This window comes from uncultured Desulfovibrio sp. (assembly GCF_949282365.1).
GTDB lineage: Bacteria > Desulfobacterota > Desulfovibrionia > Desulfovibrionales > Desulfovibrionaceae > Desulfovibrio.
The window spans coordinates 1-25347 of the sequence record NZ_CASDOY010000026.1 but is presented as its reverse complement, the minus strand read 5'-3'; the positions used below and the strand labels follow the sequence as shown (position 1 = coordinate 25347).

At 68.0% G+C, this 25347-nt stretch carries 23 protein-coding genes; 14 read left to right on the top strand and 9 right to left on the bottom strand.

The features are described 5' to 3' along the window. The first annotated feature begins 56 nt into the window (after window positions 1-56). The 6 genes from Q1X76_RS06665 (at window position 57) to Q1X76_RS06640 (ending at window position 5106) form a co-directional block, all read left to right on the top strand. On the top strand, window positions 57-1481 hold the full coding sequence (locus Q1X76_RS06665; protein ID WP_300718845.1) for a cobalamin biosynthesis protein: 1425 nt from the start codon (window positions 57-59) through the stop codon (window positions 1479-1481). Between the two features lie 2 nt (window positions 1482-1483). Further along, complete coding sequence (locus Q1X76_RS06660; protein WP_300718844.1) at window positions 1484-2206, top strand: hypothetical protein; 723 nt, start codon at window positions 1484-1486, stop codon at window positions 2204-2206. Between the two features lie 215 nt (window positions 2207-2421). Then, on the top strand, window positions 2422-2829 hold the full coding sequence (locus tag Q1X76_RS06655; protein ID WP_300718843.1) for a cytochrome c3 family protein: 408 nt from the start codon (window positions 2422-2424) through the stop codon (window positions 2827-2829). 135 nt (window positions 2830-2964) lie between these two features. Next, window positions 2965-3972 (top strand): hypothetical protein, encoded by a 1008-nt coding sequence (locus Q1X76_RS06650; protein ID WP_300718842.1) that lies wholly within the window; start codon window positions 2965-2967, stop codon window positions 3970-3972. 254 nt (window positions 3973-4226) lie between these two features. Continuing rightward, a complete protein-coding gene (locus Q1X76_RS06645; RefSeq protein WP_300718841.1) occupies window positions 4227-4400 on the top strand; it encodes a hypothetical protein in 174 nt (57 codons plus the stop codon). After that, window positions 4393-5106, top strand: a complete 714-nt coding sequence (locus Q1X76_RS06640; RefSeq protein WP_300718840.1) for a ubiquinone/menaquinone biosynthesis methyltransferase — start codon at window positions 4393-4395, stop codon at window positions 5104-5106. The genes Q1X76_RS06645 and Q1X76_RS06640 overlap by 8 nt, the downstream gene beginning before the upstream one ends. Before the next feature lie 116 nt (window positions 5107-5222). Here the strand turns inward: Q1X76_RS06640 and Q1X76_RS06635 are convergent, their stop codons facing one another. Next, window positions 5223-5423: a DUF2065 family protein gene (locus Q1X76_RS06635; protein ID WP_300718839.1), complete on the bottom strand. Its 201-nt coding sequence runs from the start codon at window positions 5421-5423 to the stop codon at window positions 5223-5225. Between the two features lie 45 nt (window positions 5424-5468). Between Q1X76_RS06635 and Q1X76_RS06630 the strand changes: the two genes are divergently transcribed. The 6 genes from Q1X76_RS06630 to Q1X76_RS06605 all read left to right on the top strand — a co-directional run bounded on the left by Q1X76_RS06630 (window position 5469) and on the right by Q1X76_RS06605 (window position 14278). Beyond that, entirely contained in the window at window positions 5469-6782 is a 1314-nt protein-coding gene (locus Q1X76_RS06630) for a nucleotide sugar dehydrogenase (protein WP_300718838.1), read from the top strand. Window positions 6783-6787: 5 nt separating this feature from the next. Beyond that, window positions 6788-7531, top strand: coding sequence for a futalosine hydrolase (gene mqnB, locus Q1X76_RS06625; RefSeq protein ID WP_300718837.1), 744 nt, complete (start codon window positions 6788-6790; stop codon window positions 7529-7531). Between the two features lie 14 nt (window positions 7532-7545). Beyond that, entirely contained in the window at window positions 7546-8511 is a 966-nt protein-coding gene (locus Q1X76_RS06620) for a polyprenyl synthetase family protein (RefSeq protein ID WP_300718836.1), read from the top strand. A gap of 57 nt (window positions 8512-8568) precedes the next feature. Continuing rightward, window positions 8569-11568 carry an AIR synthase-related protein gene (locus tag Q1X76_RS06615; protein WP_300718835.1) on the top strand — a complete coding sequence of 1000 codons (3000 nt, stop codon included), beginning with the start codon at window positions 8569-8571 and terminating at the stop codon, window positions 11566-11568. Window positions 11569-12622: 1054 nt separating this feature from the next. Continuing rightward, complete coding sequence (locus Q1X76_RS06610; protein ID WP_300718834.1) at window positions 12623-13237, top strand: septal ring lytic transglycosylase RlpA family protein; 615 nt, start codon at window positions 12623-12625, stop codon at window positions 13235-13237. A gap of 147 nt (window positions 13238-13384) precedes the next feature. After that, window positions 13385-14278: a DMT family transporter gene (locus Q1X76_RS06605; protein ID WP_300718833.1), complete on the top strand. Its 894-nt coding sequence runs from the start codon at window positions 13385-13387 to the stop codon at window positions 14276-14278. Between the two features lie 447 nt (window positions 14279-14725). On the opposite strand, the gene leuB is transcribed toward Q1X76_RS06605, so the two are convergent. From leuB to Q1X76_RS06565, 8 genes are all read right to left on the bottom strand, one after another. Next, window positions 14726-15802, bottom strand: coding sequence for a 3-isopropylmalate dehydrogenase (leuB, locus tag Q1X76_RS06600; protein ID WP_300718832.1), 1077 nt, complete (start codon window positions 15800-15802; stop codon window positions 14726-14728). Between the two features lie 520 nt (window positions 15803-16322). Beyond that, a complete protein-coding gene (locus tag Q1X76_RS06595) occupies window positions 16323-16823 on the bottom strand; it encodes a 3-isopropylmalate dehydratase small subunit (protein ID WP_300718831.1) in 501 nt (166 codons plus the stop codon). A gap of 26 nt (window positions 16824-16849) precedes the next feature. After that, window positions 16850-18112: a 3-isopropylmalate dehydratase large subunit gene (locus Q1X76_RS06590; protein ID WP_300718830.1), complete on the bottom strand. Its 1263-nt coding sequence runs from the start codon at window positions 18110-18112 to the stop codon at window positions 16850-16852. Between the two features lie 170 nt (window positions 18113-18282). After that, window positions 18283-19830: a 2-isopropylmalate synthase gene (locus Q1X76_RS06585; protein WP_300718829.1), complete on the bottom strand. Its 1548-nt coding sequence runs from the start codon at window positions 19828-19830 to the stop codon at window positions 18283-18285. A 122-nt stretch (window positions 19831-19952) separates the two neighbouring features. After that, window positions 19953-20744: a CDP-diacylglycerol--serine O-phosphatidyltransferase gene (gene pssA / locus Q1X76_RS06580; protein ID WP_300718828.1), complete on the bottom strand. Its 792-nt coding sequence runs from the start codon at window positions 20742-20744 to the stop codon at window positions 19953-19955. 13 nt (window positions 20745-20757) lie between these two features. Then, window positions 20758-21411, bottom strand: a complete 654-nt coding sequence (locus Q1X76_RS06575) for a phosphatidylserine decarboxylase family protein (RefSeq protein ID WP_300718827.1) — start codon at window positions 21409-21411, stop codon at window positions 20758-20760. Window positions 21412-21442: 31 nt separating this feature from the next. Beyond that, on the bottom strand, window positions 21443-23098 hold the full coding sequence (locus Q1X76_RS06570) for a diguanylate cyclase (protein WP_300718826.1): 1656 nt from the start codon (window positions 23096-23098) through the stop codon (window positions 21443-21445). A 73-nt stretch (window positions 23099-23171) separates the two neighbouring features. Continuing rightward, on the bottom strand, window positions 23172-23867 hold the full coding sequence (locus tag Q1X76_RS06565; protein ID WP_300718825.1) for a transporter substrate-binding domain-containing protein: 696 nt from the start codon (window positions 23865-23867) through the stop codon (window positions 23172-23174). 160 nt (window positions 23868-24027) lie between these two features. Here Q1X76_RS06565 and Q1X76_RS06560 point away from each other — a divergent pair, with 160 nt between their 5' ends. Both Q1X76_RS06560 and Q1X76_RS06555 read left to right on the top strand, forming a co-directional pair. After that, window positions 24028-24351 (top strand): chemotaxis protein, encoded by a 324-nt coding sequence (locus Q1X76_RS06560; RefSeq protein WP_300718824.1) that lies wholly within the window; start codon window positions 24028-24030, stop codon window positions 24349-24351. 9 nt (window positions 24352-24360) lie between these two features. Further along, the coding region (locus Q1X76_RS06555; RefSeq protein ID WP_300718823.1) for a metal-dependent hydrolase at window positions 24361-25347 on the top strand (987 nt) is incomplete at its 3' end.

The window sequence follows — 25347 nt, the reverse complement described above, 5'->3', positions numbered from 1 at the left end:
AAAGGGGCCCTCCTCCCCCTCGCATCGCCCCTCCCGGTCCCGGCCCGGGAGTTTCCATGCATTGTCTCTGTCATGTCCTGAGCGTCGCGGCCCTGCCGCTGGCCCGCCGCCTGCGGCAGGCGCTGGCCACCGCCCCGTGGCGCGCGCCGTCGGGCGGGATGCTGGCGGAATGCCGTTTGTCCGCACCGCAGCGCTTCGCCGCTGAGGACTGCTTGCCCTTTGCCAATATCCTGGACGCGGCCCGGCGGGCCGGGGAGGTCCCGCAGATCTTCGTGGGCGCGGCGGGCATCGCCGTACGGGCCGTGGCGCCCCTGCTGGAGCACAAGAGCACGGACGCGCCGGTGCTGGTCATCTCGCCGGACGGGCGCTTCGTCATCAGCCTTCTGGCCGGGCACTGGGGCGGCGGCAACAGCCTGTGCCGTCATCTGGCCGCCCTGCTGGGGGCCGTGCCGGTCATCACCACGGCCACGGACTGCGACGGCCGTCCGGCCCTGGATCTCTGGCTGCAGGCAGCGGGCCTGCGCCTGCTGGACTGGGAAGAACTGCCCCCGGCCCAGGCCTGCTGGCTGGAGGGCCGTCCCCTGCCCCTGTGGGATCCCTGCGGCATCGTGCCGCAAGGGGACGCAGGCCACGGCGGGACCTTCCTGCGCCGGGAAGACCTGCCGGAAAGCGACGGCCCGGCGCTCTGCGTCCACTGGCAACGCCTGCCCCGGCGGCCGGGACGATTGCGGGCAGCCCCGCCGCTGCTGGTACTGGGCCTGGGCTGCCGCAAGGGCCTGCCCGCGCCGCTGCTGGCCACGGCCGTGGAAGGCCTGCTGCTGCGCCACGGGCTGGAGCCCGGGGCGCTGGCCGCGCTGGCCACGGTCAGGGAGAAGACCGGAGAACCGGCCCTGCAGGAACTGGCGCGGCGGCTGGACCTGCCCCTGCTGGGCTTCGCGGCCCGGGAACTGGCGGCCATCCCCACCCCGCACCCTTCGGCAGCGGCCGGAGCGCGTTTCGGCTGCGCGCCGTTCAGCGTCTGCGAGGCGGCCTGCCTGCTGGCGGCCCGGCAGGGGCTGCGGACGGAGCAGTCCACCGCAAGCGGGACCATGGGACAGGACGCGGCAGGACGCGAAGGGCCGGCGTACGCGCCGCCCGAAGGCTCAATGGCAGAGGAGATGGCGACGGACGGGATAACCGCAGACGGGGCGGCAACAGGCGGCGGAACGGATGTCAGGACGGATGCCTGTCCGGCGGCGGAAGCGACGGCAGGGGATGCCGCCACAGGAGAGCGGCCCCAGCCGCGGACGGCCGGGCACGACGGCCACGAGGGGCCCCGGCAGCCGCTGCCGCCCGGTCTCGCGCCGGACAGCCTGCCGCACGTCGGGGCACGGGACGCCCGCCTGCTGGTGGAAAAGACCGTCGTGGCCGGGCAGCTGACCCTGGCCGTGGCCCTGGCCCCCGGCGTGCTGCGGGACCACCGGACGGGATGGAGGAGATGAACATGACGGACAAACAGCCATCACAGGGCACGGTGCTGCCGGAGCGGGCCGGCGATCCTGCCCGCAGCGGCATCCTGCTGGTGGGCGGCGGGCAGCTCTGCGCGGCGGCCGTCCCCCTGCTGCGGGCCGCCGGGCTGGTGCCTGCGGGCGTCATCCACGGCCCGCACTGCGACTTCGTGGCGGAAGCGGGCCTGCCGCCGCTGGGCCGGGATGCGGATCTGGCCCGCCTGCGCCGGGACTTTTGCCAAGCCGTGGTCACAGCGCCGCACAAACAGGAGGCCGGGCTGCGCCGCCTGCTCTGCGGGCTGCTGGAGGAGCTGGGCTTCGCGCTTGCGGGCGCGCTGCATCCCGGGGCCCGCGTGGATGCGGAGGCCTGCCTCGGCGCGGGCAATCTGGTCTTTGCCGATGCGGCGCTGGCCGCGGGCTGCCGCACGGGCACGGCCTGTCTGCTGCTGCCCCGTGTACGGCTGGGGCGGGACTGCCACCTGGGGGATCATGTGCATCTGGGCGCGGGCACGCGCCTGGGGGCAGGCGTGACGGTGGCGGACGGCGCGCATCTGGGTCGCGACGTGCTGGTGGGGGACAACGTCCGGCTGGGGCGCGACGTGCTGGTGGACGACGGCTTGCGGCTGGAAAAAAATATTTTTGTGCCCGACGGCACGCACCTCACGGCCGGCTGCCTGCCGGGCCCTGCGCTGCGGACGACGGCAAAGGACACGTTATAATCTTTCGATTTTTAAGAAAAATTTTATGAAATAAAAACAGCAGCCCTGCGCCGGTCCCCAAAAGCGTCCCGCCAGCAGCCCGGGGAGCCGCCCGGAATTTCCTGTCCTCACATTGACACAGCGCGCAACCCGGCGTATTGCTTTGTTATCTGTCTGTGACGTCCCGGAGCCGTTCCGTGCGTCCCAGGTTCGACTAGCCTGTGAGGAGGTTGTCCATGAAGTTCGCCCTGTTGTCTGCCGGTATCCTGGCTCTGGTCCTGTCCGTGCCCGCCATCGCGGCTCAACCCCCTGTTCCGGCCGACGGCCTCGTGCTGCAAGGCTCCAATCCCAAGAAGCCGGTGACCTTCAACCATTCCACCCACAAGACCGTGGAATGCGTGGTCTGTCACCACCCCGTGGAAGGCAAGGAAAGCTATGCCAAGTGCGCCACCGCCGGCTGTCATGACGACCTGGCCGGCAAGAAGGGCACCAAGAGCCTGTACTATGTGATGCACGCCAAGTCCAAGGCCGACGCTCCCCTGAAGCATCAGACCTGCCTGGACTGCCACGTCAAGGTGGTGGCCGAAAAGCCTGACCTGAAGAAGGACCTGACCGGCTGCGCCAAGTCCAAGTGCCATCCGTAGGCCGTCCTTGACTTCTGAACTGCAAGCCGCGGGAAACCGCGGCTTTTCTTTTTCCCGGTTTGCCTTTTGCGCCGCGAGCTGCTATGCAGGGACACCGTTGAACAACCGCATACCAACCACTTTTGTGAGGCGCGCATGGCTGCATCTGCCGATCCCACCGAGATCATCGAATTGACGGATCTGATCGAAAAAGGCCCCAATCTGCCGGAATCCGTGGCCGCCGCGCCGGAGACGGCCTCCCGGCCGTCCGACGCCGGGAAAGACGCCGGGGAAGGCGCTGCCGACGGGGCCGATCCCCGTAGCGCGGCAGACACGCTCCTGCCCGCCGGGGGACCTGACGGAGCGGACGGCGACGCTCCCGCCGACAGGGACGTCCGGCCCCGGGACTGGGAAACACAGCTGGAGGCCTCCGCCGCCACGCTGGAGGACGCGGGCCTGCGCCTGTCGGCCCTGGCGCAGCAGGTGGCGCCGGGCGGGACGCCCGGGGCGGAAGGCGCCCTGCCGCAGGAGGGCCTGGAGCGGCTCCAACGGCTGGAGGCGGGGCAGCAGGCCCTGGAGCAGCGTCTGCGGGCCCTGGAACAGCGCTCCGGCGACGGGCGCAGCGACGGCATCCTGCTCATGGAGACCGTGGAACGCCTGACCCATCTGGAAGAACAGCTGCAGGGCCTGGACGCGGGCCATGAGGACGGCAGCGGCGACGCCACGCCCGACAGCGGGCCCGACAGCGTGCTGCTCATGGCGAACATGGAACGCCTCGCCGGTCTGGAGGAAGGCCAGCAGGAGCTGGCGCAACGCCTGCAGGCCCTGGAGGAGCAGGCCGGGCACAGCCACAACGATGCGGCCCTGCTCATGGAGACCGCGGAACGCCTCACCCATCTGGAAGAACAGGTCCAGGCCCTGCTCGCGGACAGGGAGAAGGGCGACGCGGCCGCGCCCGCCGTCCCGCAGCCCGCCGCGGACGCCGAAGGCATGGCCCGGCTGGACGAAGCGGACCGGGCCCTGGCGCAGCGCCTGGACGCCCAGGAACAGCAGCTGGCCGATTTGCTGACCGATTTCGACAAATATGTGGAAAAGGCCGCCGCGGCCGCTGCGGCCCGCGTCCTGCACGAGGAGATCCGCCGCCTGCTGGCGGAGCAGGAGTAAGCGTTTTTCCCTGCGCCCGCCGTCGTTTCCGCCCCCGCCGCCGCGGGGGCTTCGACTTGCCAAGCGCACCGTTAGCGCATATGCTGACAGACGGCCTTTTGCGGGCACTGCCCGCGCGCGGGCCCGAATCAAACAACCAAAAGGGGCGGGGGCTGCCGTTTCCGTTCCTTTTACCCGTCCGGCGTTTTCCCGTTGTGGGTCAAGGCCATTCCCCAGAGGACGGGTTTTTCATTTTGCATGCCACGAGGCCAGGTATGGACAAAGACAGCAAGGAAGCCCTGCAGGTCGCCAAGGAGCTGACCGCCAAATTCATCGAAACGCGCACGGTCTCGCCGGGCAACTTCGCCGAGGTCTTCCCCGCCGTGTATCGCGTGGTCTATGAGGCCATCCGCCGGGGCAACATGTCCGGGGAGGACGGACGTGACTGATCCCCGTCCCCAGCATGACGCCGCCGTTTCCGGCATGTTCGGCCGCATCGCCGATTTCTACGACCTGCTCAATCATACGCTGAGCCTGGGCATCGACTATTACTGGCGCCATGTGCTGGCCAAGAACGTCCGCGTGGGCCGCACCAACCGCGTCCTGGATCTGGCCGCCGGTACGCTGGACGTGGCCCTGGCCATCCGCCGCCGCTATCCGCAGGTGCGGGTGCCGGCCATGGACTTCTGTCCGCCCATGCTCCGGCGCGGCCTGCGCAAGCTCAAGGGCAACAATGCCCGGGCCGTCATGCCCGTGGCGGCCGACGCCAAAAAGCTGCCCCTGCCCGACGCCTCGGTGGACTGCGTGACCATGGCCTTCGGCATCCGCAACATCAAGCCGCGCGCCGAGGCCTTCGCCGAGATGCTGCGCGTGCTCACCCCCGGCGGCCGGGCCTGCATCCTGGAATTCGGCTCCGGCAGCGAACGCATCTGGGGCGGGCTGTACAATTTCTATCTGGACAATGTCCTGCCGCGCATCGGCAGGCTGGTCTCCCGCGACCCGGGCGCCTATGAGTACCTGGCCGAGACCATCCGCCGGTTCCCCACGGCCCCGGCCCTGGAAAAGGAAATGACCGACGCCGGCTTCGCCCGGGCCTGGCACATCAGGCTCACGTCGGGCATCGTCTGCCTGCATGTGGGCGAAAAGGCCCGCTAGGCAGGCGGGCATGCGTTCCGGGCAGGTCAGCGGCAACGGCCCGCGCCGGGGCCCGACAAAAAAAGACCCGGCGGCCGCAAGGCTCACCGGGCAGGTTGGCGCACAGGCCGCAAGGCTCAGGCGCTGCGGGCCAGCCAGACCAGAAAGAGGCCCAGGGCCAGCGCCGCCAGTCCGAGCACGCGGATGGAGCTCCTGGGCATCTGCGCGATGAGGATCACGGCCCGCCGCATGGCGTCGGGGGCCAGAGCCCAGACCAGGCCTTCCAGAAGGATGGCCAAACCCAATGCCGCAAGAAATGGTTTCCAGTCGAACGTCATCTTCTTCACATGGCGGAAACAGGCATTTTTGTAAAGGATAAAACTATGGTGGATTTCGCTGCACTGCAGAATCATGAACAGACCCTGGCCGTGGTGGGCCTGGGCTATGTGGGCCTGCCCCTGGCCGTGGCCTTTTCCCGCCAGATGAAGGTGCTGGGCTTCGACATCAATGCCGGCCGCATCGAGGAACTGCGCAAGGGCCATGACCGCACCAACGAAGTGACCGACGAGGCCCTGGCCGCCGCCAGCATCGAATATACCTGCGATCCCGCGGACCTCGCCCGGGCCGCGGTCATCATCGTGGCCGTGCCCACGCCCATCGACGAGCACCGCTCCCCGGACCTGACCCCCGTGGTGGGCGCCAGCCACACCGTGGGCCGCCACATGACCAGGGGCTGCGTGGTGGTCTACGAGTCCACGGTCTACCCCGGCCTCACCGAGGAGATCTGCGTGCCCATCCTGGAACAGGAGTCGGGCCTCAGCTACGGCACGGACTTCACCGTGGGCTACTCGCCGGAACGCATCAACCCCGGCGACAAGGTCCACACCCTGGAGACCATCAAGAAGATCGTCTCCGGTTCCGACCAGGCCACGGCCGACCTGCTGGCCCAGGTCTACGGCTCCGTGGTCAAGGCGGGCATCCACCGCGCCTCCAGCATCAAGGTGGCCGAGGCCGCCAAGGTCATCGAGAACACCCAGCGCGACCTGAACATCGCGCTCATGAACGAGCTGGCCATCATCTTCGAACGTCTGGGCATCGACACCCTCGAAGTGCTGGAAGCCGCCGGCACCAAATGGAACTTCCTGCCCTTCCGGCCCGGCCTGGTGGGCGGCCACTGCATCGGCGTGGACCCCTATTACCTGACCTTCAAGGCCGAGGAGATGGGCTTCCACCCCGAAGTCATCCTGGCCGGCCGCCGCATCAACGACAACATGGGCAAATATGTGGCCGAATGCCTGGTCAAGCGCCTGATCAGGAACGGCAGCGTGGTCAGCGGCGCGCGCGTGGGCATCCTGGGCTTCACCTTTAAGGAGAACGTGCCCGACCTGCGCAATACCCGCGTGGTGGACGTGATCCGCGAGCTCAGGGAATACAACGTGGTGACGCTGGTGCATGACGCCGAGGCCGACCCGGCCGAGGCCCTGCGCGAATACGGGCAGGAACTGGTGGATCTGGACCAGCTGCGCGACCTGGACGCCGTGCTGCTGGCCGTGAGCCACAAGGCCTACGCCGCCATGACGCCCGAGGACATCAAGGCCCGCTGCAAGGATGCCGGCAAGGCCGTGCTCATGGACGTGAAAGGCTTTTTCGACCCGCAGGCCATGCGCGCCGCGGGCATCGACTACTGGAGACTGTAAGCGCCGTGCTGCTGGTCTGCGCCGCCACCGCCCGCGAGCTGCTGGCCCTCCTGCCGCGGCAGGCCCTGGGGCCCGCCGGCGCGGCGGACCACGGCCCGGAAGGGACGGCGCGGACCACGCTGCCGGAGCAGGAACTGCTGCCCCTGCGCCTGGAGGTGCCGGCCGCGGCCTGCATCACCGGCGTGGGGCCCGTCAATGCCGCCCTGGCCCTGGGGCTGGCCCTGGCCGGGGCCCGTCGGGCAGGGCAGGAGATCTCGCTGGTGCTCAATGCGGGCGTGGCGGGCAGCATGGATCTGCACACGGCGCCCCTCTGCTCGCTCTGGCGGGTGGAGGAAGAGATCTGGCCGGAATACGGCCTGCACGACGGGACGGCTGTGGACGGCCCGTCGTTCGGTTTTCCCCAGTGGCAAGGGCCGCAGGGGCCGGTCTTCGACCGGCTGCGCCTGCCCCGGCCCCCGCGCTTGCCCGCCTGTCTGGCAGGGGTGGACGCCCTGCCCCCGGCCGCGTCGCTGACCGTGGCGGGCGTCAGCGCCAGCCCGCAGCGCGTGGCGCAGCTCAGGCGGGCCCATCCCGGGGCCCTGCTGGAGAATATGGAAGGTTTTGCCGTGGCGCTGGCCTGCGCGCGCCGGGGCATCGCCTGTGTGGAGGTACGCAGCGTTTCCAACCGGGTGGGACCGCGCGCACCGCATGAAACGGATTTCCCGGGGGCCATGCGCCGTCTGGCGGCCGTCTGGCGCCCCGCACCCTGAACCGAGATCGTCCTATGCTGCTTCTGAAAGCCCGTCTGGCACTGGAACTGCCCGCCATCAACAAGGCTCTTTCCCGGGCCGCCGAGGGCCTGCCCCGTCCCGTGCGCCCCATCGCCCGCCACATCTTCGAAGCGGGCGGCAAACGGCTGCGCCCCCTGCTGACCATCCTCACGGCCCGCCTGCTGGGCTATGACAAACAGGACATCTACGATCTGGCCGTCACCATGGAGATGCTCCATGCCGCCACCCTGCTGCATGACGACGTGCTGGACAATGCCGACACCCGGCGCGGCAAGCCCGCCGCCCATACCATCTTCAACGCCGCCAGCACCATCCTGGCCGGCGACGCCCTGCTGGCCCACGCCAATGCCCTGGTGGCGGCCTGCGGCGATCCGCGCCTGTGCCGCTGCTTCTCCGAGGCCACCAGCCGCACCGCCGCCGGCGAGATCCTGGAGATCGCGGCCCAGCATCAGGTGGAGACCAGCGACGAGGAATACCGGGAGATCATCCGCGGCAAGACCGCCTGGCTGATCCGGGCCTCGTGCCAGCTGGGCGCCCTGCGCGCCGGCGCCGGCGACGCCCAGGTGGAGGCGGCCGCCGCCTACGGCGAGAACATCGGCATGGCCTTCCAGATCGTGGACGACGCCCTGGACTTCGCGCCCCAGAGCGTCACGGGCAAGCCCTCGGGCGGCGATGTGCGCGAGGGCAAGCTGACCCCGCCCCTGCGCATGTACCGCGACTCCCTGGACGCCGACGCCCGGGCGGCCTTCGACCGGGCCTTCAACGACGCCGCCTTCAGCGACGAGGACGCCGAACGCATCGCCGGGGCCATCCGCGAGGCCGGTTTCGACCAGGCCACGCGCCTGGCCGCCGAAAGCTATCTGGACCGGGCCCGCGCTGCCCTGGCCAGCCTGCCCGCCGGGCCGGAGCAGGACCTGCTGCAACAAATGGCCGACTACGTGCGCGACCGCAAAAAATAAACTTTTTTCGCCTTATTCCGGAACCGGCGGAACTGCCGCCGCCAAAGCGAGGACCGTATGCTCTATCGTGTGGAAACCGGGCTTCATGCCAACATTACCGATACCCAGGGCCGCAAGACGGCGCTGCATCTGCTCAAGGCGCTGCAGATCCCCGTCGCCGCCATCCGTCAGATCAAAGTCTACACCGTGGACGGTCTGGATGCCGCCCAGGTGGAACGGCTGGTGGACGAAGGCATCTGGCACGACCCCATCCTGCAGCGGGCCTCGCTGGAGCCGCTGCCCTTCGTGGAACCCGCGCCCCACTGGATCGTGGAAGTGGGCTACCGCCCCGGCGTGACCGACAATGAAGGCCGCACCGCCCGCGATACCGCCGCCATGGTGCTGGACATCGCCCGCGACAGCCTGCGCGTCTACACTTCGGTGCAGTACCGCATCACCTGCGCGCCCGATCGCATGCTCGGCCGCGAGGACGTGGAAGCCCTGGCGCGCGACCTGCTCTGCAACACCCTGATCCAGCGCTTCCGCGTCAAGAGCGCCGAAGAATGGCAGGACCGGCCCGGCTTCGAGCCCCAGGCCGCCAGGGTCACCGGCGCGGCCAACGACAGCGTGGACGTGGTGCCCCTGTCCGGCATGGACGACGACGCCCTGCAGAAAGCCAGCCGCGACAATACCTGGGCCCTGACCCTGCGCGAACTGCACTGCATCCGCGACCAGTTCGCCGCCCCTGACGAACGGGCCCGCCGCAAGGCCGCCGGCCTGCCCGCCGATCCCACGGACGTGGAGATGGAAGTGCTGGCCCAGACCTGGTCCGAACACTGCAAGCACAAGATCTTCGCCTCGCGCATCCATTACGAGAACAGGGAGACCGGCCTGCGCGAAGAGGTCAACAACCTCTACAAGACCTGCATCCGCGACGCCACGGCCACCATCCGCAAACGCCTGGGCGACGACGACTACTGCAAGTCCGTGTTCAAGGACAACGCCGGCGTCATCGCCTTCATCAACGGCTATGACGCCTGCATCAAGGTGGAAACCCACAACAGCCCCTCGGCCCTGGACCCCTACGGCGGCGCGCTGACCGGCATCGTGGGCGTCAACCGCGACCCCATGGGCACGGGCATGGGCGCGGAGCTGGTCTGCAATACCGACGTCTTCTGCTTCGCCTCGCCCTTCTATGACAAGGAGATGCCCCCCCGCCTGCTCCATCCCCGCCGCGTGCTGGAAGGCGTGCGCGAAGGCGTGGAACACGGCGGCAACAAGTCCGGCATCCCCACGGTCAACGGCTCCCTGGTCTTCGATGAACGCTACCTGGGCAAGCCCCTGGTCTACTGCGGCACCGTGGGCGTGCTGCCCACCGACGTCAACGGCCGCAAGGGCTGGGAAAAGAAAGCCGAAGTGGGCGACATCATCGTCATGACCGGCGGCCGCATCGGCAAGGACGGCATCCACGGTGCCACCTTCTCCTCCGAGGAACTGCACGAAGGCTCCCCGGCCACGGCCGTGCAGATCGGCGACCCCATCACCCAGCGCAAGATGTACGACTTCATCATGCGCGCCCGCGACCTGGGCCTGTACAACGCCATCACCGACAACGGCGCGGGCGGCCTTTCCTCCTCGGTGGGCGAAATGGCCGAGGACACCGGCGGCTGCGTGCTGGACATCGCCAAGGCCCCGCTCAAGTACGACGGCCTGCGCCCCTGGGAGATCCTGCTCTCCGAGGCCCAGGAACGCATGACCCTGGCCGTGCCGCCCGCCAAGCTGGACGCCTTCATGGAACTGGCCGCGCGCATGGACGTGGAAGCCACGGCCCTGGGCCATTACACCGACAGCGGCTTTTTCGATGTCTGCTACAACGACCGCCCCGTGGCCTCCCTGCCCATGGACTTCATGCATGACGGCGTGCCCCAGCTGGAACTGGAAGCCGTCTGGGAAGCCCCCAGGGTGGACGACGTGTGCGTGGACCTGCCCGACAGCGAACAGGGCGCCTTCCTGCGCCGCATGCTGGGCCGCCTGAACATCTGCTCCAAGGAATACATCATCCGCCAGTACGACCACGAAGTGCGCGGCGGCAGCGCCATCAAGCCCCTGTGCGGCGTCAAGAGCGACGGCCCCTCCGACGCCGGCGTCATCCGCCCGCTGCTGGAATCCGATGCCGGGCTGGTCATCTCCCACGGCATCTGCCCCAAGTTCAGCGATTACGACACCTACTGGATGATGGCCAATGCCATGGACGAAGCCATCCGCAACGCCGTGGCCGTGGGCGGCAATCCCGACGCCCTGGCCGGTGTGGACAACTTCTGCTGGTGCGACCCGGTGCAGAGCGAGAAGACCCCCGACGGCCGCTACAAGCTGGCCCAGCTGGTGCGCGCCTGCAAGGCCCTGCAGCAGTTCTCCCTGGCCTTCGGCGTGCCCTGCATCTCGGGCAAGGACTCCATGAAGAACGACTACACCGGCGGCGGCGAAAAGATCTCCATCCCGCCCACGGTGCTGTTCTCGGTGATCGGCGTCATCAACAGCGTCATCGCCACCCAGACCTCGGACTTCAAGGCCGCCGGCCATCACATCTACATGCTGGGCGGCACCTGGCGTGAAATGGCCGGCAGCGAAGCCTGCGCCGAACTGGGCCTCACCGGCGGCCGCGTGCCCCAGGTGGACGCCGCCACCGCCATGCCGCGCTACCGCGCCGTGCACGGCCTCATGGGCCAGCGCGCCATCTCCGCCTGCCATGACTGCTCCGACGGCGGTCTGGCCGTGGCCCTGGCCGAGATGTGCATCGGCGGCCGTCTGGGCGCCAGCATCGACCTGGACGCCGTGCCCGCCATGGAAGACATGAGCCTGACCGAACTTCTGTACAGCGAATCGGCCAGCCGCCTCATCGTCAGCGTGCGCCCCGATATGGCCATGATCCTCGACATGCTGGGCGACTGGCAGGTCTGCCGCCGCATCGGTACCGTCACCGACGACAGGACCCTGACCATGACCCGCGGCGGCGTCACCGTGCTGCAGGAAAAGGTGGACGACCTGACCGCCGCCTTCAAGCGCACCCTGGACTGGTAAACCCTGCCTGCCCGACGACCACGAGGGCGCTCCGCAAGGAGCGCCCTTTTTTGTCCCATCGCCCAAACCAGCCCGTCCTTGCCTCCCGCCCGCCCGGGCACGCCCCGGTACGTTCCGGCCTGCCTGCTCCCTTGCTGTGCGGCCGGCATGTTCCCTCCGTCGGCCTGCCCCGCCCGGCTTGCCCTGGCCCGTATGGATCCCCGCGTCCGCCCTCAGCGCCGCAAAGCGCCCGCATGTGCCCTTCGCGACCTGTCCGATGTGTTCCCGGCCCTGCCCCGGCCTGCCTCCAGACCGCTCCGCTCTGTCCCACCGCCCCTGTTGTGCCGCCACGGCTTCGTGGCGTGCCCGCCCGGACGGCCGGACGCCGTACGGTGGTCGTCCCCGATGCACGCCGTGGCAGGTCGCACACCACCGGATGCGGCCTGCCCTGCTACGTCCCTCGCGGCGGAGCGGCGCACACCGAGGTGACCGTCCGCAGGCTCGTGCGTCTGTCCTGCCTCGGGCCCCGGCCCCCGGGACCCTGCGCCGCCAGCCCGCGGACGGTCATGTCCGGCCGGGTCAAGGCAGGCCCGGACCGGGCTCCGGGAAGGCTCCCGGGCCGATCTCCAAGCCGGAGGACGGCGGACCTCCCGGGCCGCGGCCGGCGGGGCTTTTTGAGAAAAAACATGCAATTGTCCGTCCCCTGACAGCCCGTGCAGGGCCTTCTTGTCCGCTTGCACAATATACAGACAAATTGCAGAAAGTTTTTACTGCATATTTACTGTTATTTTACAAAAACAAACTATATCCATTGAAAAATATCAGTCGACATAAAGTTTCAGTGAAACTGCATATCAACTGTTAATTACTGCTCTTGGACAGGAAAATTTCCAGACATTCTCTTGCAAAATCTGCCGCGTTTGACACAAGGTTTTTTTTGTGGCATATCACGGCAACCCTTTCGTTTTGGCGTTTCAGGCAAGCCCCGTTGTGCAGCCTTGACGGGGCGGGTCGCCGGGCGACCTGCGCTGCATGGGCGACCATGCCGCGCACCTGCTTCAACCAAGGAGTTTCTATGACCTCACATCCTCCCATGGGGATGCCGGCGGTGCTGCTGACCTGTCTCGTGACCTGTCTGCTGCTGGCTTCCCCCATGTCCGCCGCCCATGCCGGCGATGCAAAGACTGCCCATTCCAGCCGGGATGTCTGGCTCAAACGAGCCCAGAGCAACGCCGATGCCTTCATGACCGGCATGGCCTCCTGGTACGGAGCCGATTTCCACAACAAGAAGACCGCCAGCGGTGAAGGCTATGACATGTACACCTTCACGGCTGCCCACCGCACCCTGCCCATCGGCACCGTGGTACGCGTCACCGACAGAAGCAACGGCAAAAGCGTCATGGTCTGCGTGACCGACCGCGGCCCCTATGTGCGCGGCCGCATCATCGACCTTTCCTATGCCGCCGCCCAGCAGATCGACATGAACGACCGCGGCGTGGGCAAGGTGGACCTGGAAGTGGTCAGCGACCCCAGCGGCACGCCCCTGCAGAACGGCCAGGCCTACTTCGTGCGCTACAAGGACGACCAGGTGGGCCCCTTCTACGCCTTCGCCGATGCCGCCGCCATGCATGAGGCCCTGCGTCAGGGCCACCCCGAAGCCGAAGTCGTGCTGGACAGCGCCGCCAGATAGCGCGCTCCGCCGCTCCCTTTTTCCGGGCGCCTTGAAGGCGCCCTTTTTTTATGCCCGCGGCCGGTCTTGTCTTCTCGCGCGCTTTGGGGCATTGTCGGCAGGCGTACGCCGCTCGACGGCCTCACTTCCTTCTTGCCGGGAACTGTCATGGGTTTCGTGCTCGCCCTCATCTCCTCAGCGGCCTTCGGCCTCATCCCCCTGTTCAGCCTGCCCCTGCTCCACGCCGGCATGTCCGCGGAGTGCGTCCTGTTCTACCGCTTCCTGTTCGGCTCCCTGGCCCTGGGCCTGATCCTCGTCCTGCGCCAGGAACGCCTGGCCGCGCCCGCCCGCGACCTGATCCGCCTGGCCCTCCTGAGCAGCATGTACGGCCTGGCGGCCCTGCTCATGTTCCGGGGCTTCGCCCACCTGCCCAGCGGCGTGGCCGCCACCCTGCAATTCCTCTATCCGCTGATGGTCATGCTGATCATGACCATCTTCTTCCACGAAAGATTCTCCATCATCACCGCCCTGTCCGTGGCCCTGGCCATGCTGGGCGTCTTCCTGCTCAGCGGCGGCACGTCCGGCGGCAGCGGCGGCATCAGCCTCTGGGGCATCTTCCTGCTGCTGGTCTCCGCCCTGTGCAATGCCGTCTACATCTCCGGCCTGCATGTGGCCCGCATCCACTGCATCTCCGGCCTGGCCATCACCTTCTGGGTGCTGCTCTCCGGCACCCTCCTTGCCCTGGGCAATGCCGTGGCCACCGGCTCCTTCCGCCTGCTGCGCTCATGGGAAGAACTGCTCCTGGTCGTCCTGCTGGCCGTCATCACCGCCGCCATCTCCAACCTGACCCTGATCCTCGCCATCCAGCGCATCGGCTCCACCCTGGCCTCCATCCTGGGCGTGGGCGAGCCCCTCACCGCCGTCACCGTGGGCATCCTGGTCTTCGACGAACCCGCCACCTTCCATGTCTTCAGCGGTGTGGCCGTCATCTGCGCCGCCGTGATCCTGGTCATGACAGGCCCGCAGCTGCTGGCCCGGCGGCATGAAAGAAAGCACGGGTAAAAGATACGAGGGGGGAGAGGGCCCCCCTTCCGGTGCAAAGTCCCTCTCTCCCCCTCGCGCTTCCCCTCTCCCTGCCAAAACTTTTTTTCGGGTCGGTCACGGTCCTCGCGGTACACAAGGCCGCCTCCTGCTGACCGTCCCCCGGCGGCCTTTGCAAGACCTGCGGCAGCCCCGGCGATTCGGTATCGTCCTCGGGCACGGGGCCGGCGGTACACGAGGAAGTCTGTGCCGAACCGGGTGCCATGCCGCCCCACGCCCACGGGGCCGGCCCATACCGGCAGCACGCCACCCCTCATGAAGACCGCCTGCGGGCATCGTTGGCGGACCTTTTCAGGGGCGTCCGTCGTCATCCATGACGATGGGCCCGCAGCGTCCATTCCCCCAGACGCAAAAGCGGAGCCGCCCCGCAGGGCGGCTCCGCTCCATACCGAAAAATGAAAATCAGGCTTACAGGCGTTCAGCCACCAGGCGGCCCATTTCGGCGCAGCCCACCAGGGTGCAGCCGTCCTCCATGATGTCGCCGGTACGGAAGCCGTCGCGCAGGGTCTGGCGCACGGCGTTCTCCACGGCGTCGGCTTCGGCGGACAGGCCGAAAGCCAGGCGCAGCATCATGCCCGCGGACAGGATGGTGGCCAGGGGATTGGCCTTGTCCTGACCGGCGATGTCGGGCGCGGAGCCGTGGATGGGCTCGAACAGGGCCGGAGCCTGGGCGCCCATGGAGGCGGAAGGCAGCATGCCCAGAGAACCGGTGATGACCGAGGCTTCATCGGAAAGGATGTCGCCGAAGATGTTGCCGGTGAGGATGACGTCGAACTGCGAGGGATCGCGCACCAGCTGCATGGCGGCGTTGTCCACATACATGTGGCTCAGTTCCACGTCGGCGTAGTCGGCGTCGTGCACTTCCTGCACCACGGCCTTCCAGAGACGGGAGGTCTCCAGCACATTGCTCTTTTCCACGGAGCAGACCTTCCTGCGGCGCTGGCGGGCGGTCTCGAAGGCCACTTTGGCGATGCGGCGGATCTCGTTCTCGTCGTAGATCATGGTGTTGTAGCCCACGCGCAGGCCGTCGCGCTCCTCGATGGCGCGGGGCTCGCCGAAGTAGATGTCGCCGGTCAGCTCGCGCACCACGATGAGGTCCAGGCCGCGGGCCGCGATGTCGGCACGCAGCAGGCAGGCGCCGGCCAGCTCGGGCAGCAGCAGGGCGGGACGCAGGTTGGCGAACAGACCCAGGGCCTTGCGGATGCCCAGCAGGCCCTTTTCAGGCCGGCGGGCGGGCTCGATGCCGTCCCACTTGGGACCGCCCACGGCGCCCAGATACACGGCGTCGGCCTTCCGGCAGGCTTCCACGGTGGCGGCGGGCAGGGGCTCGCCGGTGGCGTCGATGGCCGCGCCGCCGATGAGGGCGGGCACGAAGTCGAACTCATGGCCGAACTTTTTGGCGACGGCTTCCAGCACAGTCACGCCCTGGGCGACGATCTCGGGACCGATACCGTCGCCCGGCAACAGACAAATGGTCTTTTTCATCTTCATATCCTCGCTGCGACGCCTGCGCGCCGCATTTGTATGCACAACGATGGCTCCGCCCGCGCGGGGCCGGGGGAACGTCCCCTGCCCTCCATCTGTCCGGCAAAGGTACGGCGGAGCCCCCGCCACGCAGGCCGAAGGCCGTCGTCCCTGACCTGACGGGCCCCAGCACGCCGCCGCGCCGGACAAGGACCAGCTCCCCGGCGGCCGCAGAGGGCCGCCGCGATCCGGGCCTGTCCGTTCCCGTGGCCGCGTCCGCGGGCAGGGGGCCTCCTCCCGCAGCGCATCCGGCAAAAGCCGGGCCGGGAACGGCCGCAGGGATGGCCGCTCCACCTCGCCGTCCGGCTCCTGGTACGGCGTGCTACCGGGGGACCGGCACTCGGGGCACGAGCGTCGTCCCGTCCTGCCCCGCCACGGATCCCGATAAAAGTTTTCGGGGGGAGAGGGGGAGTTTGAGGGAGAGAGGGAGCCCCTTTTCCCAAAGGGGCCCCTCTCCCCCTCAAGACAAAGCAGCCCGGCTCTAGCCCCTGGCGGCCAGGCGTTCCTTCACATAGTTGACCAGGCCGCCCTTGTCCAGGATGGCGGCCATGGAGGCCGGCAGGGGCGGGCACTGGATCTCGGCGCCGTTGGTCAGGTCGCGGATGAGGCCGGTGGCGGCGTCCACTTCCAGTTCGTCGCCGTCATGGATTTTGTCCACCTCGTCGCCCACTTCCATGAGCAGCAGGCCCATATTGAAGGCGTTGCGGTAGAAGATGCGGGCGAAGCTGTGGCCGATGACCACGGGCATGCCCGCGCCCAGGATGGCGATGGGGGCGTGCTCGCGGGAGGAGCCGCAGCCGAAGTTGCGGCCGGCCACCATGATGTCGCCGGGCTTCACGCGCTTGACCCAGTCGGGTTCCAGGCCGGCCATGCAGTTGGCGCCCAGCTCCCTGGCGTCCGAAGTGACCAGGAAGCGGGCCGGGATGATGGCGTCGGTATCGATATGTTCGCCCACCTTGTGGGCCGTACCTTTGTAGTTCATGACGTGATCCTTTTTGAAAAATCGGCTTAGAGCTGGTCAGGCCCGGCGATGCAGCCCGCCACGGCGCTGGCGGCCGCCACCACGGGGCTGGAGAGGTAGACTTCGGAATCCAGGCTGCCCATGCGGCCGCGGAAGTTGCGGTTGGTGGTGGCCACGGCGCGTTCGCCGTCGCCCAGGATGCCCATGTGGCCGCCCAGGCAGGGACCGCAGGTGCAGGGGCCCACGATGCAGCCGGCGTCCATGAAGACGTCCATCAGGCCTTCCCTGAGGCACTGCTTCCACACGGCGGGGGTGGAGGGCAGGACGATGCAGCGCACGCCCCTGGCCACCTTGCGGCCGCGCAGGATCTCGGCGGCGTCGCGCATGTCGCTGATGCGGCCGTTGGTGCAAGAGCCCACCACCACCTGCTGCACGGGCAGGTCCTTGAGCTCGGAGACGTTCTTCACGTTGGAGGGCAGGTGCGGACAGGCCACCACGGGTTCCTGGCCGGTGACGTCGATGTCCACCACGCGCTCGTAGACCGCGCCCTCGTCGGCGGCCAGGCTCATGGTCACACCGGGCCGGCCGTGTTCGGCGCAATACTGGCGGGTGAGTTCGTCCACGGCAAAGAGGCCCACCTTGCCGCCGGCTTCGATGGCCATGTTGGCCATGGTCAGGCGGCCTTCCACGGGCAGGGCGTCGATGACGGAGCCGCCGAATTCCAGGGCCTTGTAGAGCGCGCCGTCCACGCCGATGGTCTTGATGAGCAGCAGCATCAGGTCCTTGCCGCGCAGCCATTTGGGCATCCGGCCGTTGATGTTGACGCGGATGGTCGGGGGCACCTTGATCCAGGTCTCGCCCAGGGCCATGCCGGCGGCGATGTCGGTGGAGCCCATGCCCGTGGCGAAGGCGCCGATGCCGCCGTAGGTGCAGGTGTGGCTGTCCGCGCCGATGACCACGTCGCCGGGGCCCACCAGGCCGCGTTCGGGCAGCAGGGTGTGTTCCACGCCGCAGTCGCCGCCTTCATAGTAGTGGGTGATGCCCTGTTCCCGGGCGAACTCACGACTGATCATCACCTGATTGGCCGAGGCGATGTCCTTCTGCGGCGTGAAATGGTCCATGACCAGGGCGATCCTGTCCTTGTCGAAGACGCGGCTGGCACCCATGCCCTTGAAGGATTTGATGGCCAGGGGGCCGGTGATGTCGTTGGCCAGCACCAGGGACAGGCGGCACTGGACGATCTGTCCGTCGCGCTCGATGACGTCGTCGGTGTGGGCTTGCAGGATCTTTTGCGCAAGCGTCTGAGGCATGATGGTTCTCCTTGTCCGGGATGCGCGGGACGCTCCCGTGTGAATGCATTGCTGGGGGCAGGGCCCCACGCAGGAAAGCGGAAAAAGGCTTTTTTGATAAGGCGCATCCGGGGAGGCCGGGAGAAGGGCCCCCCAAACAGGCCTGCCGCTCCCCCTCCCCCTGATGGATCCTAGCTGTGCTGGCAGTGCAGGCGCTCGCCTTCCTTCTCCTTCTTGGCCAGGTGGTTGAGGGCGTTGACATAGGCGCGCGCCGTGGCCACCAGGATGTCGGGATGCGCGCCGCGCCCCACGGCCGAGAACTCGCCTTCGCGCAGGCGCACGGTCACTTCGCCCAGGGCGTCGGTGCCGCCGGTGACGGCATTGACCGCATACTGTTCCAGCTGGGGCTCGCGGCCCAGCATGTCGTTGATGACATTGAAGATGGCGTCCACCGGGCCCACGCCGAAGCCCGCGCCGCTCTTTTCCATGCCGTCCACGTCCATGAGCACGGCTGCCGTGGGCGGCACGCCGCCGGCGTCGGAGCTCTGCACGCTCACATGGCGCAGACGGTAGAGGTCGGGCATGCGGTAGACCTCTTCCTGCACCAGGGCCATGAGGTCGTCGTCATGCAGGGTCTTCTTGCGGTCGGCCAGGGCCTTGACGGCATTGAAGACGATCTGCAGCTGTTCGTCATCCAGGCTGTAGCCCAGGCTCTCGAACTTGTTGCGCACGGCATTGCGGCCGGAATGCTTGCCGATGACCAGGTTGCTCTCGTTGCGGCCCACGGACTGCGGGGTCATGATCTCGTAGGTCTCGCGGTTCTTGAGCATGCCGTCCTGATGGATGCCGGATTCGTGGGCGAAGGCGTTGGCGCCCACGATGGCCTTGTTGTTGGGGATGGGCTGACCGATGGTCATGGAGAGCAGGCGGCAGGAAGGATAGAGCTGCTCGGTGATGATGCCGTGTTCCAGGCCGTAGTAGTCCTTGCGCACGCGCAGGGCCATGGCCAGTTCCTCGAGGGCGGCGTTGCCGGCGCGCTCGCCGATGCCGCTGATGGTCACTTCGGCCTGGCGGGCGCCCACCTTGAGGGCGGCCAGGGTGTTGGCCACGGCCAGGCCCAGGTCATTGTGGCAATGGACGCTGAAAATGGCCTTGTCGCTGTCGGGGGTGTTCTCGATGACGTAGCGGATGAGGTCGGCGAATTCCTGCGGCTGGGCGTAGCCCACGGTATCAGGCAGGTTGATGGTGGTGGCGCCGGCCTTGATGGCGGTCTCCACCACGCGGCAGAGGAAGTCGCGGTCGGAGCGGGAGGCGTCCTCGGCGGAGAATTCCACGTTGTCGGTATAGGAGGCGCAGCGGCGCACCCCGGCGTCGATCATCTGCAGGACCACGTCGGGTTCCTTGCGCAGCTTGTACTTCATGTGCAGGGGCGACGTGGACAGGAAGGTGTGGATACGGGGGTTCTTGGCGTCCTTCACGGCTTCCCAGCAGCGGTCGATGTCGCTGTCCATGCAGCGGCACAGGCCGGCCACCTGGATGGTCTTGGCCTGGCGGGCGATGCGCTGTACGGATTCAAAATCCCCCTGGCTGGAGGCGGGGAAACCGGCTTCCATAATGTCCACGCCCAGCACTTCCAGCTGGTAGGCAATACGGAGTTTTTCCTGAAGGTTCATGGTCGCGCCCGGCGACTGTTCGCCGTCACGCAGGGTGGTGTCGAAAAAGAACACGCGGTTGGACATGGATCTGTCTCCTCTGATCGGACACCCGCGAAGGGTGCTTGTTTGTTATGCCACTGCATAACGGCCGCCCTGCCGGCGGCGATCAGAAGGTCCTCGATCCGCCCCCGCGGGGCGACAAACCGTTACGCAGCTTTCTCCTCGTCCTGCAGGTTCAGGGCGCGTAGTAGCTGACGGTCACGACGGGGAAGAATGACGAAGGAATAGTACAGGCCCCCGCCGATGTAAACGGCGCAGAGCAGGAAGCCGAACAGGCGCGGCTGGGCGTAGACCAGGCCGAAGATGACCATCACGGCCAGCAGGTAACGCACCGGATGGGCGCGCAAAAAGTCATACTCCTTGAAGGAGAAATAGCGCACGCGGCTGACCATGAGCCCGCCCAGGCCCAGCGCGATGATGACGCTGAAATACGGCAGCGCGGGGCGGAAGACATCCGGCAGGATGCCGGCGAAATACAGGAAGGCCACCACCGTGCAGCCCGCGGCGGGGATGGGCAGGCCGATGAAGAAGCGTTTGCCGGTCACGGCCGTGCTGATGTTGAAGCGGGCCAGGCGCAAGGCGCCGCAGGCGGCGAAAAGGAAGGCCGCCACCACGCCGAAACGGCCCAGGCTCTCCAGCTGCCACTGCCAGAGCAGGAAGGCCGGCGCGAGGCCGAAGGCGATGAGGTCGGCCAGGGAGTCGTACTGGACACCGAATTCGCTGGCCGTATGGGTCAGGCGGGCCACCTTGCCGTCCATGCCGTCCAGCAGCGCGGACAGCACGATGGCCAGACCGGCTTCCTCAAAGCGGGACTGCACGGCCCAGACCATGGACAGAAAGCCCATGAACATGCTCAACGAAGTGATGAGGTTGGGCAGAAGGTAGATGCTCTTGTGTACGGGCAGTTTCTTTTCTTGCGGCTGGGTGTCCACAACCATGCTCCACGCGACGCTAGGCGTCGGATTCGGTTCTGGCGGCAAGCGTGCTCTGGCCTGCGAAGACCTGCTCGCCGATCGTGACAGAGGGAACATAGCCTTCGGGCAGGTAAAGGTCAACACGCGAGCCGAAGCGGATCATGCCGTAACGCTGACCGCGCTCCAGGGTGTCGCCTTCCGTCACGCGGCAGACGATGCGGCGGGCGATGAGCCCGGCGATCTGCACCATGGTCCAGGCCGCGCCGTCCTCCCCGCGCAGCAGGTAGCCGCAGCGTTCGTTGCCGGTGGCGGCCTTGTCATAGGCGGCGTTGACGAATTTGCCCGGCCAGTAGCGGATGCGTTCCACCACGCCGGTCACGGGCGAACGGTTCACATGCACGCTGAAGACGTTCATGAAGATGCTGATGCAGGTGCGCTCGTCGCCGGTCAGGGGGTCGGGCTTGCGCTCGATGCGGATGACGCGGCCGTCGGCCGGGCTCACGGCCAGACCGGGGGCGCCGGGCACCACCCGCTCGGGATCACGGAAGAAGTGGACGGCGAACCAGCACAGGGCCAGGGCCAGGATGGCCGGTACCGGCCAGTGGAGGCAGGCGAACACGAGGGCCGTCACGGCGGTGATGCCGATACAGGGCCAGCCTTCGGGGGTGATGCCGCAGGAAGCAGGGCGCATGCAGTTTCTCCTGATGGAATGGAAAACAGAGCTATAGCCTGTCGTCGTGCGCAAGGCAAGCTGACTTTTCCGTCCCCGCTCCGGCCGGGGCGGGCTCGTCTTCCCCGCCGGAGCAGACGCCCTCCGCGGCGTCGGCCACCCGGTTGCGCCCGTTCTTTTTGGCCGCGTACAGGGCATGGTCGGCCGCGTCCAGCAGGCAGGCCAGATTGTCCTCCGTCAGCTCCGTCACCGCGGCCACGCCCAGGCTGATGGTCACAAGGCCCGTCTGCGGATTGCCGGGATGGGGCAGGGCCAGCCGCTCCACAGCCCGGCGCAGACGCTCGGCCACCTGCAGCGCGGCCTCCCGGGGCACGTCTTCCAGCACCACGCCGAACTCCTCGCCGCCGTAACGGAAGATCTCCTTCTCGCCGCCGCGCAGGCAGTCGCGCATGGTCTGGGCCACACGGCGCAGGCAGGCATCGCCCTCCTGATGGCCCAGTGTATCGTTGTAGACCTTGAACATGTCCACATCCAGCATGATGAGGCCGACGGGCCGCCGTCTGTCCGCCAGGTCCGCCAGGCGCAGGTCGAAGGCGCGCCGGTTGGGGATGGCGGTCAGGCTGTCCATGAGGCTCATGCGGGAATAGGCGGCCTTTTCTTTTTCCAGGCGGCTGCTGTGCTCCTTGAGGGAGCCCAGATAGCCGCCGAGGTCGGGCACGATGTCCGCGACCTCCTGCAACTCGGCGATGCGCACGGGCGCGATGGGCTCCGGCTGCTGGCCGTCGCGCAGGCGGGACAGGTTGCCGGCGATGCCGACGAGCGGCCGCAGCAGGTCGCGCCGCAAGAGCAGGACCAGGACCAGCAGGAAGGCCAGCAGGCCCAGGGTGAAGACGAAGACGCTCCAGACGATGTAGTCCGTGGCATCGGACAGGCTCTCGGCTTCTTCCAGGGATCGCTGCAGCTCGCGTGAGGAAATGACGTTGATCAGGCGCAGCAGCTCGTTCTCCAGCTCCTGCCACAGGACGTACGCCCGCTCGTTGGCGGCGAGCCGCGCCTCCCAGGCGACGGACAGGGCGCCCCAGCGCTGCCCGTAGGCCTCGCAGGCCCCGGCGCTCTCGTCGTCCGCCGCGCTGTCGCACAGGGCCGCCACCGGCGCCAGCAGGCGCCGCATCTCCTCAAAGGCCTTGCGGCCGTGGCGCATGCCGTCCTTGCCGGTGTGGGAAAAGATCACCGCCCCGGCCAGCTGCCGCCCCGAGAGCTGCTCCAGCCTGCTCACGGCCAGCAACAGCTCCATCTCGCCCCTGTGCAGGCGCGAGAGGGCCCTGTCCGCGGCCATGCAGGCATCATACAGTTGCCGGACGCGCGGCTCCATGGCCACGGCCGCGGAAGCCGCGGGGGAAGGGTCGTGCCCCATGCCCGCCAGCAGGGCCTGGGCCTGCAGCCGGGCCCGACGCCGCTCCGCCGGGGCCTCGGCCAGATAGATGATGGCCAGCTGCTTGCGCAGCACGTTCAGGTTGGTCCGGGTGCGCTGGGCCTCCAGGACGCCGGGCAGCTGCTCGTCCTGCAGGGACTCCACCGTGTCCTGGAACCAGGCCAGATAGGGCCAGAGCACGGCCACGGCCAGCAGCAGCATCGCGCCCCAGGGCAGCACCAGCAGGGCCAGATAGCGCTGGACAGGCAGATTCGTCCGTGAAAAACCACCAAGCATAGCCACCTCTCGGGACACGTCCCCTGCCGGGGCACGGACCGGCAACGGGCAGCGCCGTCCGGCGCCGCGCCCGCTAATAGATGATGTAGTGGAAATAGATGCGGCTGAGGTTGTGCAGCTCTCCGCTGTAGAGCAGCCGCTTCAGTTCGCGGTCGACCGCCTTCAGCAGTCTTTCGCGCCCCTCGCCGACCGCCACGCGGCTCCCGCCGGTCCGCTGCACGGTGAACGTGGGGACCTCCTCCAGACGGTCGAACTCCTGCCCTTCCGGGCGCAGCAAAAAGGCATAGCCCGCGATATCATTGATGAACAGCACGTCGATCTCGCCCCGCTGCAGCTTCGCGATCATCTCGCCCACGCTGCCGCTGACGATGACGGCTCCCGGCCAGGCCGCCGCCGCGTACTGCTCCAGCGCGGAGCCCCGGTAGACGCCGACGCGCGCCCCCGCGTCCCCCGGTCCCCGCCCTCCGGGACGGCCGACGCACATGGCGCGCGAATGATAATACGGCCTGCTGTAGAGCAGACCGGCCTGTTCCGGCTCCAGGCGCTGGGCGAAGATCATGTCCAGCCTGCCGTCCTTCAGGCCCCGCAGCAGCTGCTCCTGCGGGGCGAAGGTCCAGCTGCAGGACCGGCCCAGCCGCCGGCAGAGCGCCTGGGCCAGCTCGTATTCGAAGCCCGCGCGCCGTCCCTGCGCATCCGTGTAGGACAGGGGCGGATAATCGTCGCTCAGGCCCACGCGCAGCGCTTCCCCTGCCGCTGCATGCAGCGGCATGAGACAGGCACAAAGGCAGATGAGGAGAGGAAGGACTTGCCGCATATCGATTACCAATACTGTTCTTAGGATCGAAGATACCTTTTTTTCCCGCAAAAGCCAGCCCCCGGCCCGGTTGCCAGGCGGGCCGCCAGTCCGTATAGTCGCCCTGAGGTGGAACATGAGACATTCGCCCCTGATCCCGCTCGTCATCTGCGTCCTGACGCTCCTGCTGGCGGCCTGCGGCCCCAAGGATATCGGCACCGGCACTTCGGAGCCCGACACCGTTGCGTCCGGCGTCAGCGGTGCCGACAGTATGCGCCAGCCTTTGACCGGAGGCAACAGCACCCAGGCCATGCTGTACTATATCAACCAGCCGCACATCATGGAGTCCATGCAGCGCAGCCAGTACAACATGTACCTGCACCACATGGGCCGGGACATCTCGCCCGAAGACCCCGCCTACCGGGCCGTGCCCCGGCAGCGCAGCCCCTTCCGTCAATAGAGGAACGCCATGGATCCCGTCACCCACGCCGCCAGCGGCGCGCTGGCCATGCTGGCCATGCCCGGACGCCCCGCCACCCGCTGGGCCCTGCCCCTGGCGGCCTTTGCCGCCGCCGCGCCCGACCTCGACATCCTGGCCGCCAGCGGCCCGCTCCAGACCCTGCTGCTGCATCGCGGCATCAGCCACTCTCTGGCGGCGGCCCCGCTCATGGGCCTGCTGCTGGCCCTGATCGGCCGCCCCCTCTGGCGCTTCGAGACCCGCGACGCATGGAGCTTCGGCGGTGTCTGGGCCTTCATGATGCTCCTGGTGCTGCTGCACATCTGGCTGGATGCCCTCACCACCTACGGCACCCTGGTCTGGCTGCCCTTCTCCGGGGAGCGCCTGCGCCTCAACGCCGTCTACATCATCGACCTGTGCATGACCCTGCCCCTGCTCTGGGGCATCTGGCACGGCCTGCGCCGAGAACGGCAGCGGCGCCGGGCCCAGGACGTCATCCCCTTCCCCTTCCAGAACACGGCCTCCCTGCCCGTCAGCGACGGCAAGACCGGCGTGCGCCTGGCCCTGTGCTGGAGCGTCCTGCTCTATCCGGCGCTGGCCCTGGGCTGCCAGACCTGGCACAGCCAGCAGATGCAGGCCGCCCTGAGCGCCCAGGGCCGGGACATCCGCCAGCTGGTGGTGCTGCCCGACGCCTTCGCCCCCCTGTTCTGGCGGGCGCTCTATCTGGAAAAGCTGCCCGAGGCCCCGGCCGACGCCCCGGCCTGGCAGGCGGAGCTCGCTCCCCTGCTGCCCCCGGCCGACAGGCAGAAGCATCTGGTGGTCCGCATCCAGGGCCTGGATGCCCTGGGCCGCCCCTTCGGCCCCGAGGAGAGCCGTACGGCGGCCCCCGCGGGCCTGCTGGCGGCCCTCTCCCGCCAGTCGGTGGCCTGCCGGGCCTTCGCCGACTTCCTGCTCCTGCCCGTCATCGCGCCCCTGCCCGCGGCGCAGGACGCGGCCCCC

What these genes read in the sequence shown, in the direction of transcription:
- Q1X76_RS06650 (WP_300718842.1), top strand. Translation starts at nt 2,965, where the DNA reads ATGGCTGCATCTGCCGATCCCACCGAGATCATCGAATTGACGGATCTG.
- Q1X76_RS06620 (WP_300718836.1), top strand. Translation starts at nt 7,546, where the DNA reads ATGCTGCTTCTGAAAGCCCGTCTGGCACTGGAACTGCCCGCCATCAAC.
- Q1X76_RS06565 (WP_300718825.1), bottom strand. Translation starts at nt 23,867, where the DNA reads ATGCCGCTGCATGCAGCGGCAGGGGAAGCGCTGCGCGTGGGCCTGAGC.
- leuB (WP_300718832.1), bottom strand. Translation starts at nt 15,802, where the DNA reads ATGAAAAAGACCATTTGTCTGTTGCCGGGCGACGGTATCGGTCCCGAG.
- Q1X76_RS06660 (WP_300718844.1), top strand. Translation starts at nt 1,484, where the DNA reads ATGACGGACAAACAGCCATCACAGGGCACGGTGCTGCCGGAGCGGGCC.
- Q1X76_RS06560 (WP_300718824.1), top strand. Translation starts at nt 24,028, where the DNA reads ATGAGACATTCGCCCCTGATCCCGCTCGTCATCTGCGTCCTGACGCTC.
- Q1X76_RS06605 (WP_300718833.1), top strand. Translation starts at nt 13,385, where the DNA reads ATGGGTTTCGTGCTCGCCCTCATCTCCTCAGCGGCCTTCGGCCTCATC.
- Q1X76_RS06665 (WP_300718845.1), top strand. Translation starts at nt 57, where the DNA reads ATGCATTGTCTCTGTCATGTCCTGAGCGTCGCGGCCCTGCCGCTGGCC.
- Q1X76_RS06630 (WP_300718838.1), top strand. Translation starts at nt 5,469, where the DNA reads ATGGTGGATTTCGCTGCACTGCAGAATCATGAACAGACCCTGGCCGTG.
- Q1X76_RS06610 (WP_300718834.1), top strand. Translation starts at nt 12,623, where the DNA reads ATGACCTCACATCCTCCCATGGGGATGCCGGCGGTGCTGCTGACCTGT.
- Q1X76_RS06590 (WP_300718830.1), bottom strand. Translation starts at nt 18,112, where the DNA reads ATGCCTCAGACGCTTGCGCAAAAGATCCTGCAAGCCCACACCGACGAC.
- Q1X76_RS06585 (WP_300718829.1), bottom strand. Translation starts at nt 19,830, where the DNA reads ATGTCCAACCGCGTGTTCTTTTTCGACACCACCCTGCGTGACGGCGAA.
- Q1X76_RS06635 (WP_300718839.1), bottom strand. Translation starts at nt 5,423, where the DNA reads ATGACGTTCGACTGGAAACCATTTCTTGCGGCATTGGGTTTGGCCATC.
- Q1X76_RS06655 (WP_300718843.1), top strand. Translation starts at nt 2,422, where the DNA reads ATGAAGTTCGCCCTGTTGTCTGCCGGTATCCTGGCTCTGGTCCTGTCC.
- Q1X76_RS06615 (WP_300718835.1), top strand. Translation starts at nt 8,569, where the DNA reads ATGCTCTATCGTGTGGAAACCGGGCTTCATGCCAACATTACCGATACC.
- Q1X76_RS06595 (WP_300718831.1), bottom strand. Translation starts at nt 16,823, where the DNA reads ATGAACTACAAAGGTACGGCCCACAAGGTGGGCGAACATATCGATACC.
- Q1X76_RS06575 (WP_300718827.1), bottom strand. Translation starts at nt 21,411, where the DNA reads ATGCGCCCTGCTTCCTGCGGCATCACCCCCGAAGGCTGGCCCTGTATC.
- Q1X76_RS06645 (WP_300718841.1), top strand. Translation starts at nt 4,227, where the DNA reads ATGGACAAAGACAGCAAGGAAGCCCTGCAGGTCGCCAAGGAGCTGACC.
- pssA (WP_300718828.1), bottom strand. Translation starts at nt 20,744, where the DNA reads ATGGTTGTGGACACCCAGCCGCAAGAAAAGAAACTGCCCGTACACAAG.
- Q1X76_RS06570 (WP_300718826.1), bottom strand. Translation starts at nt 23,098, where the DNA reads ATGCTTGGTGGTTTTTCACGGACGAATCTGCCTGTCCAGCGCTATCTG.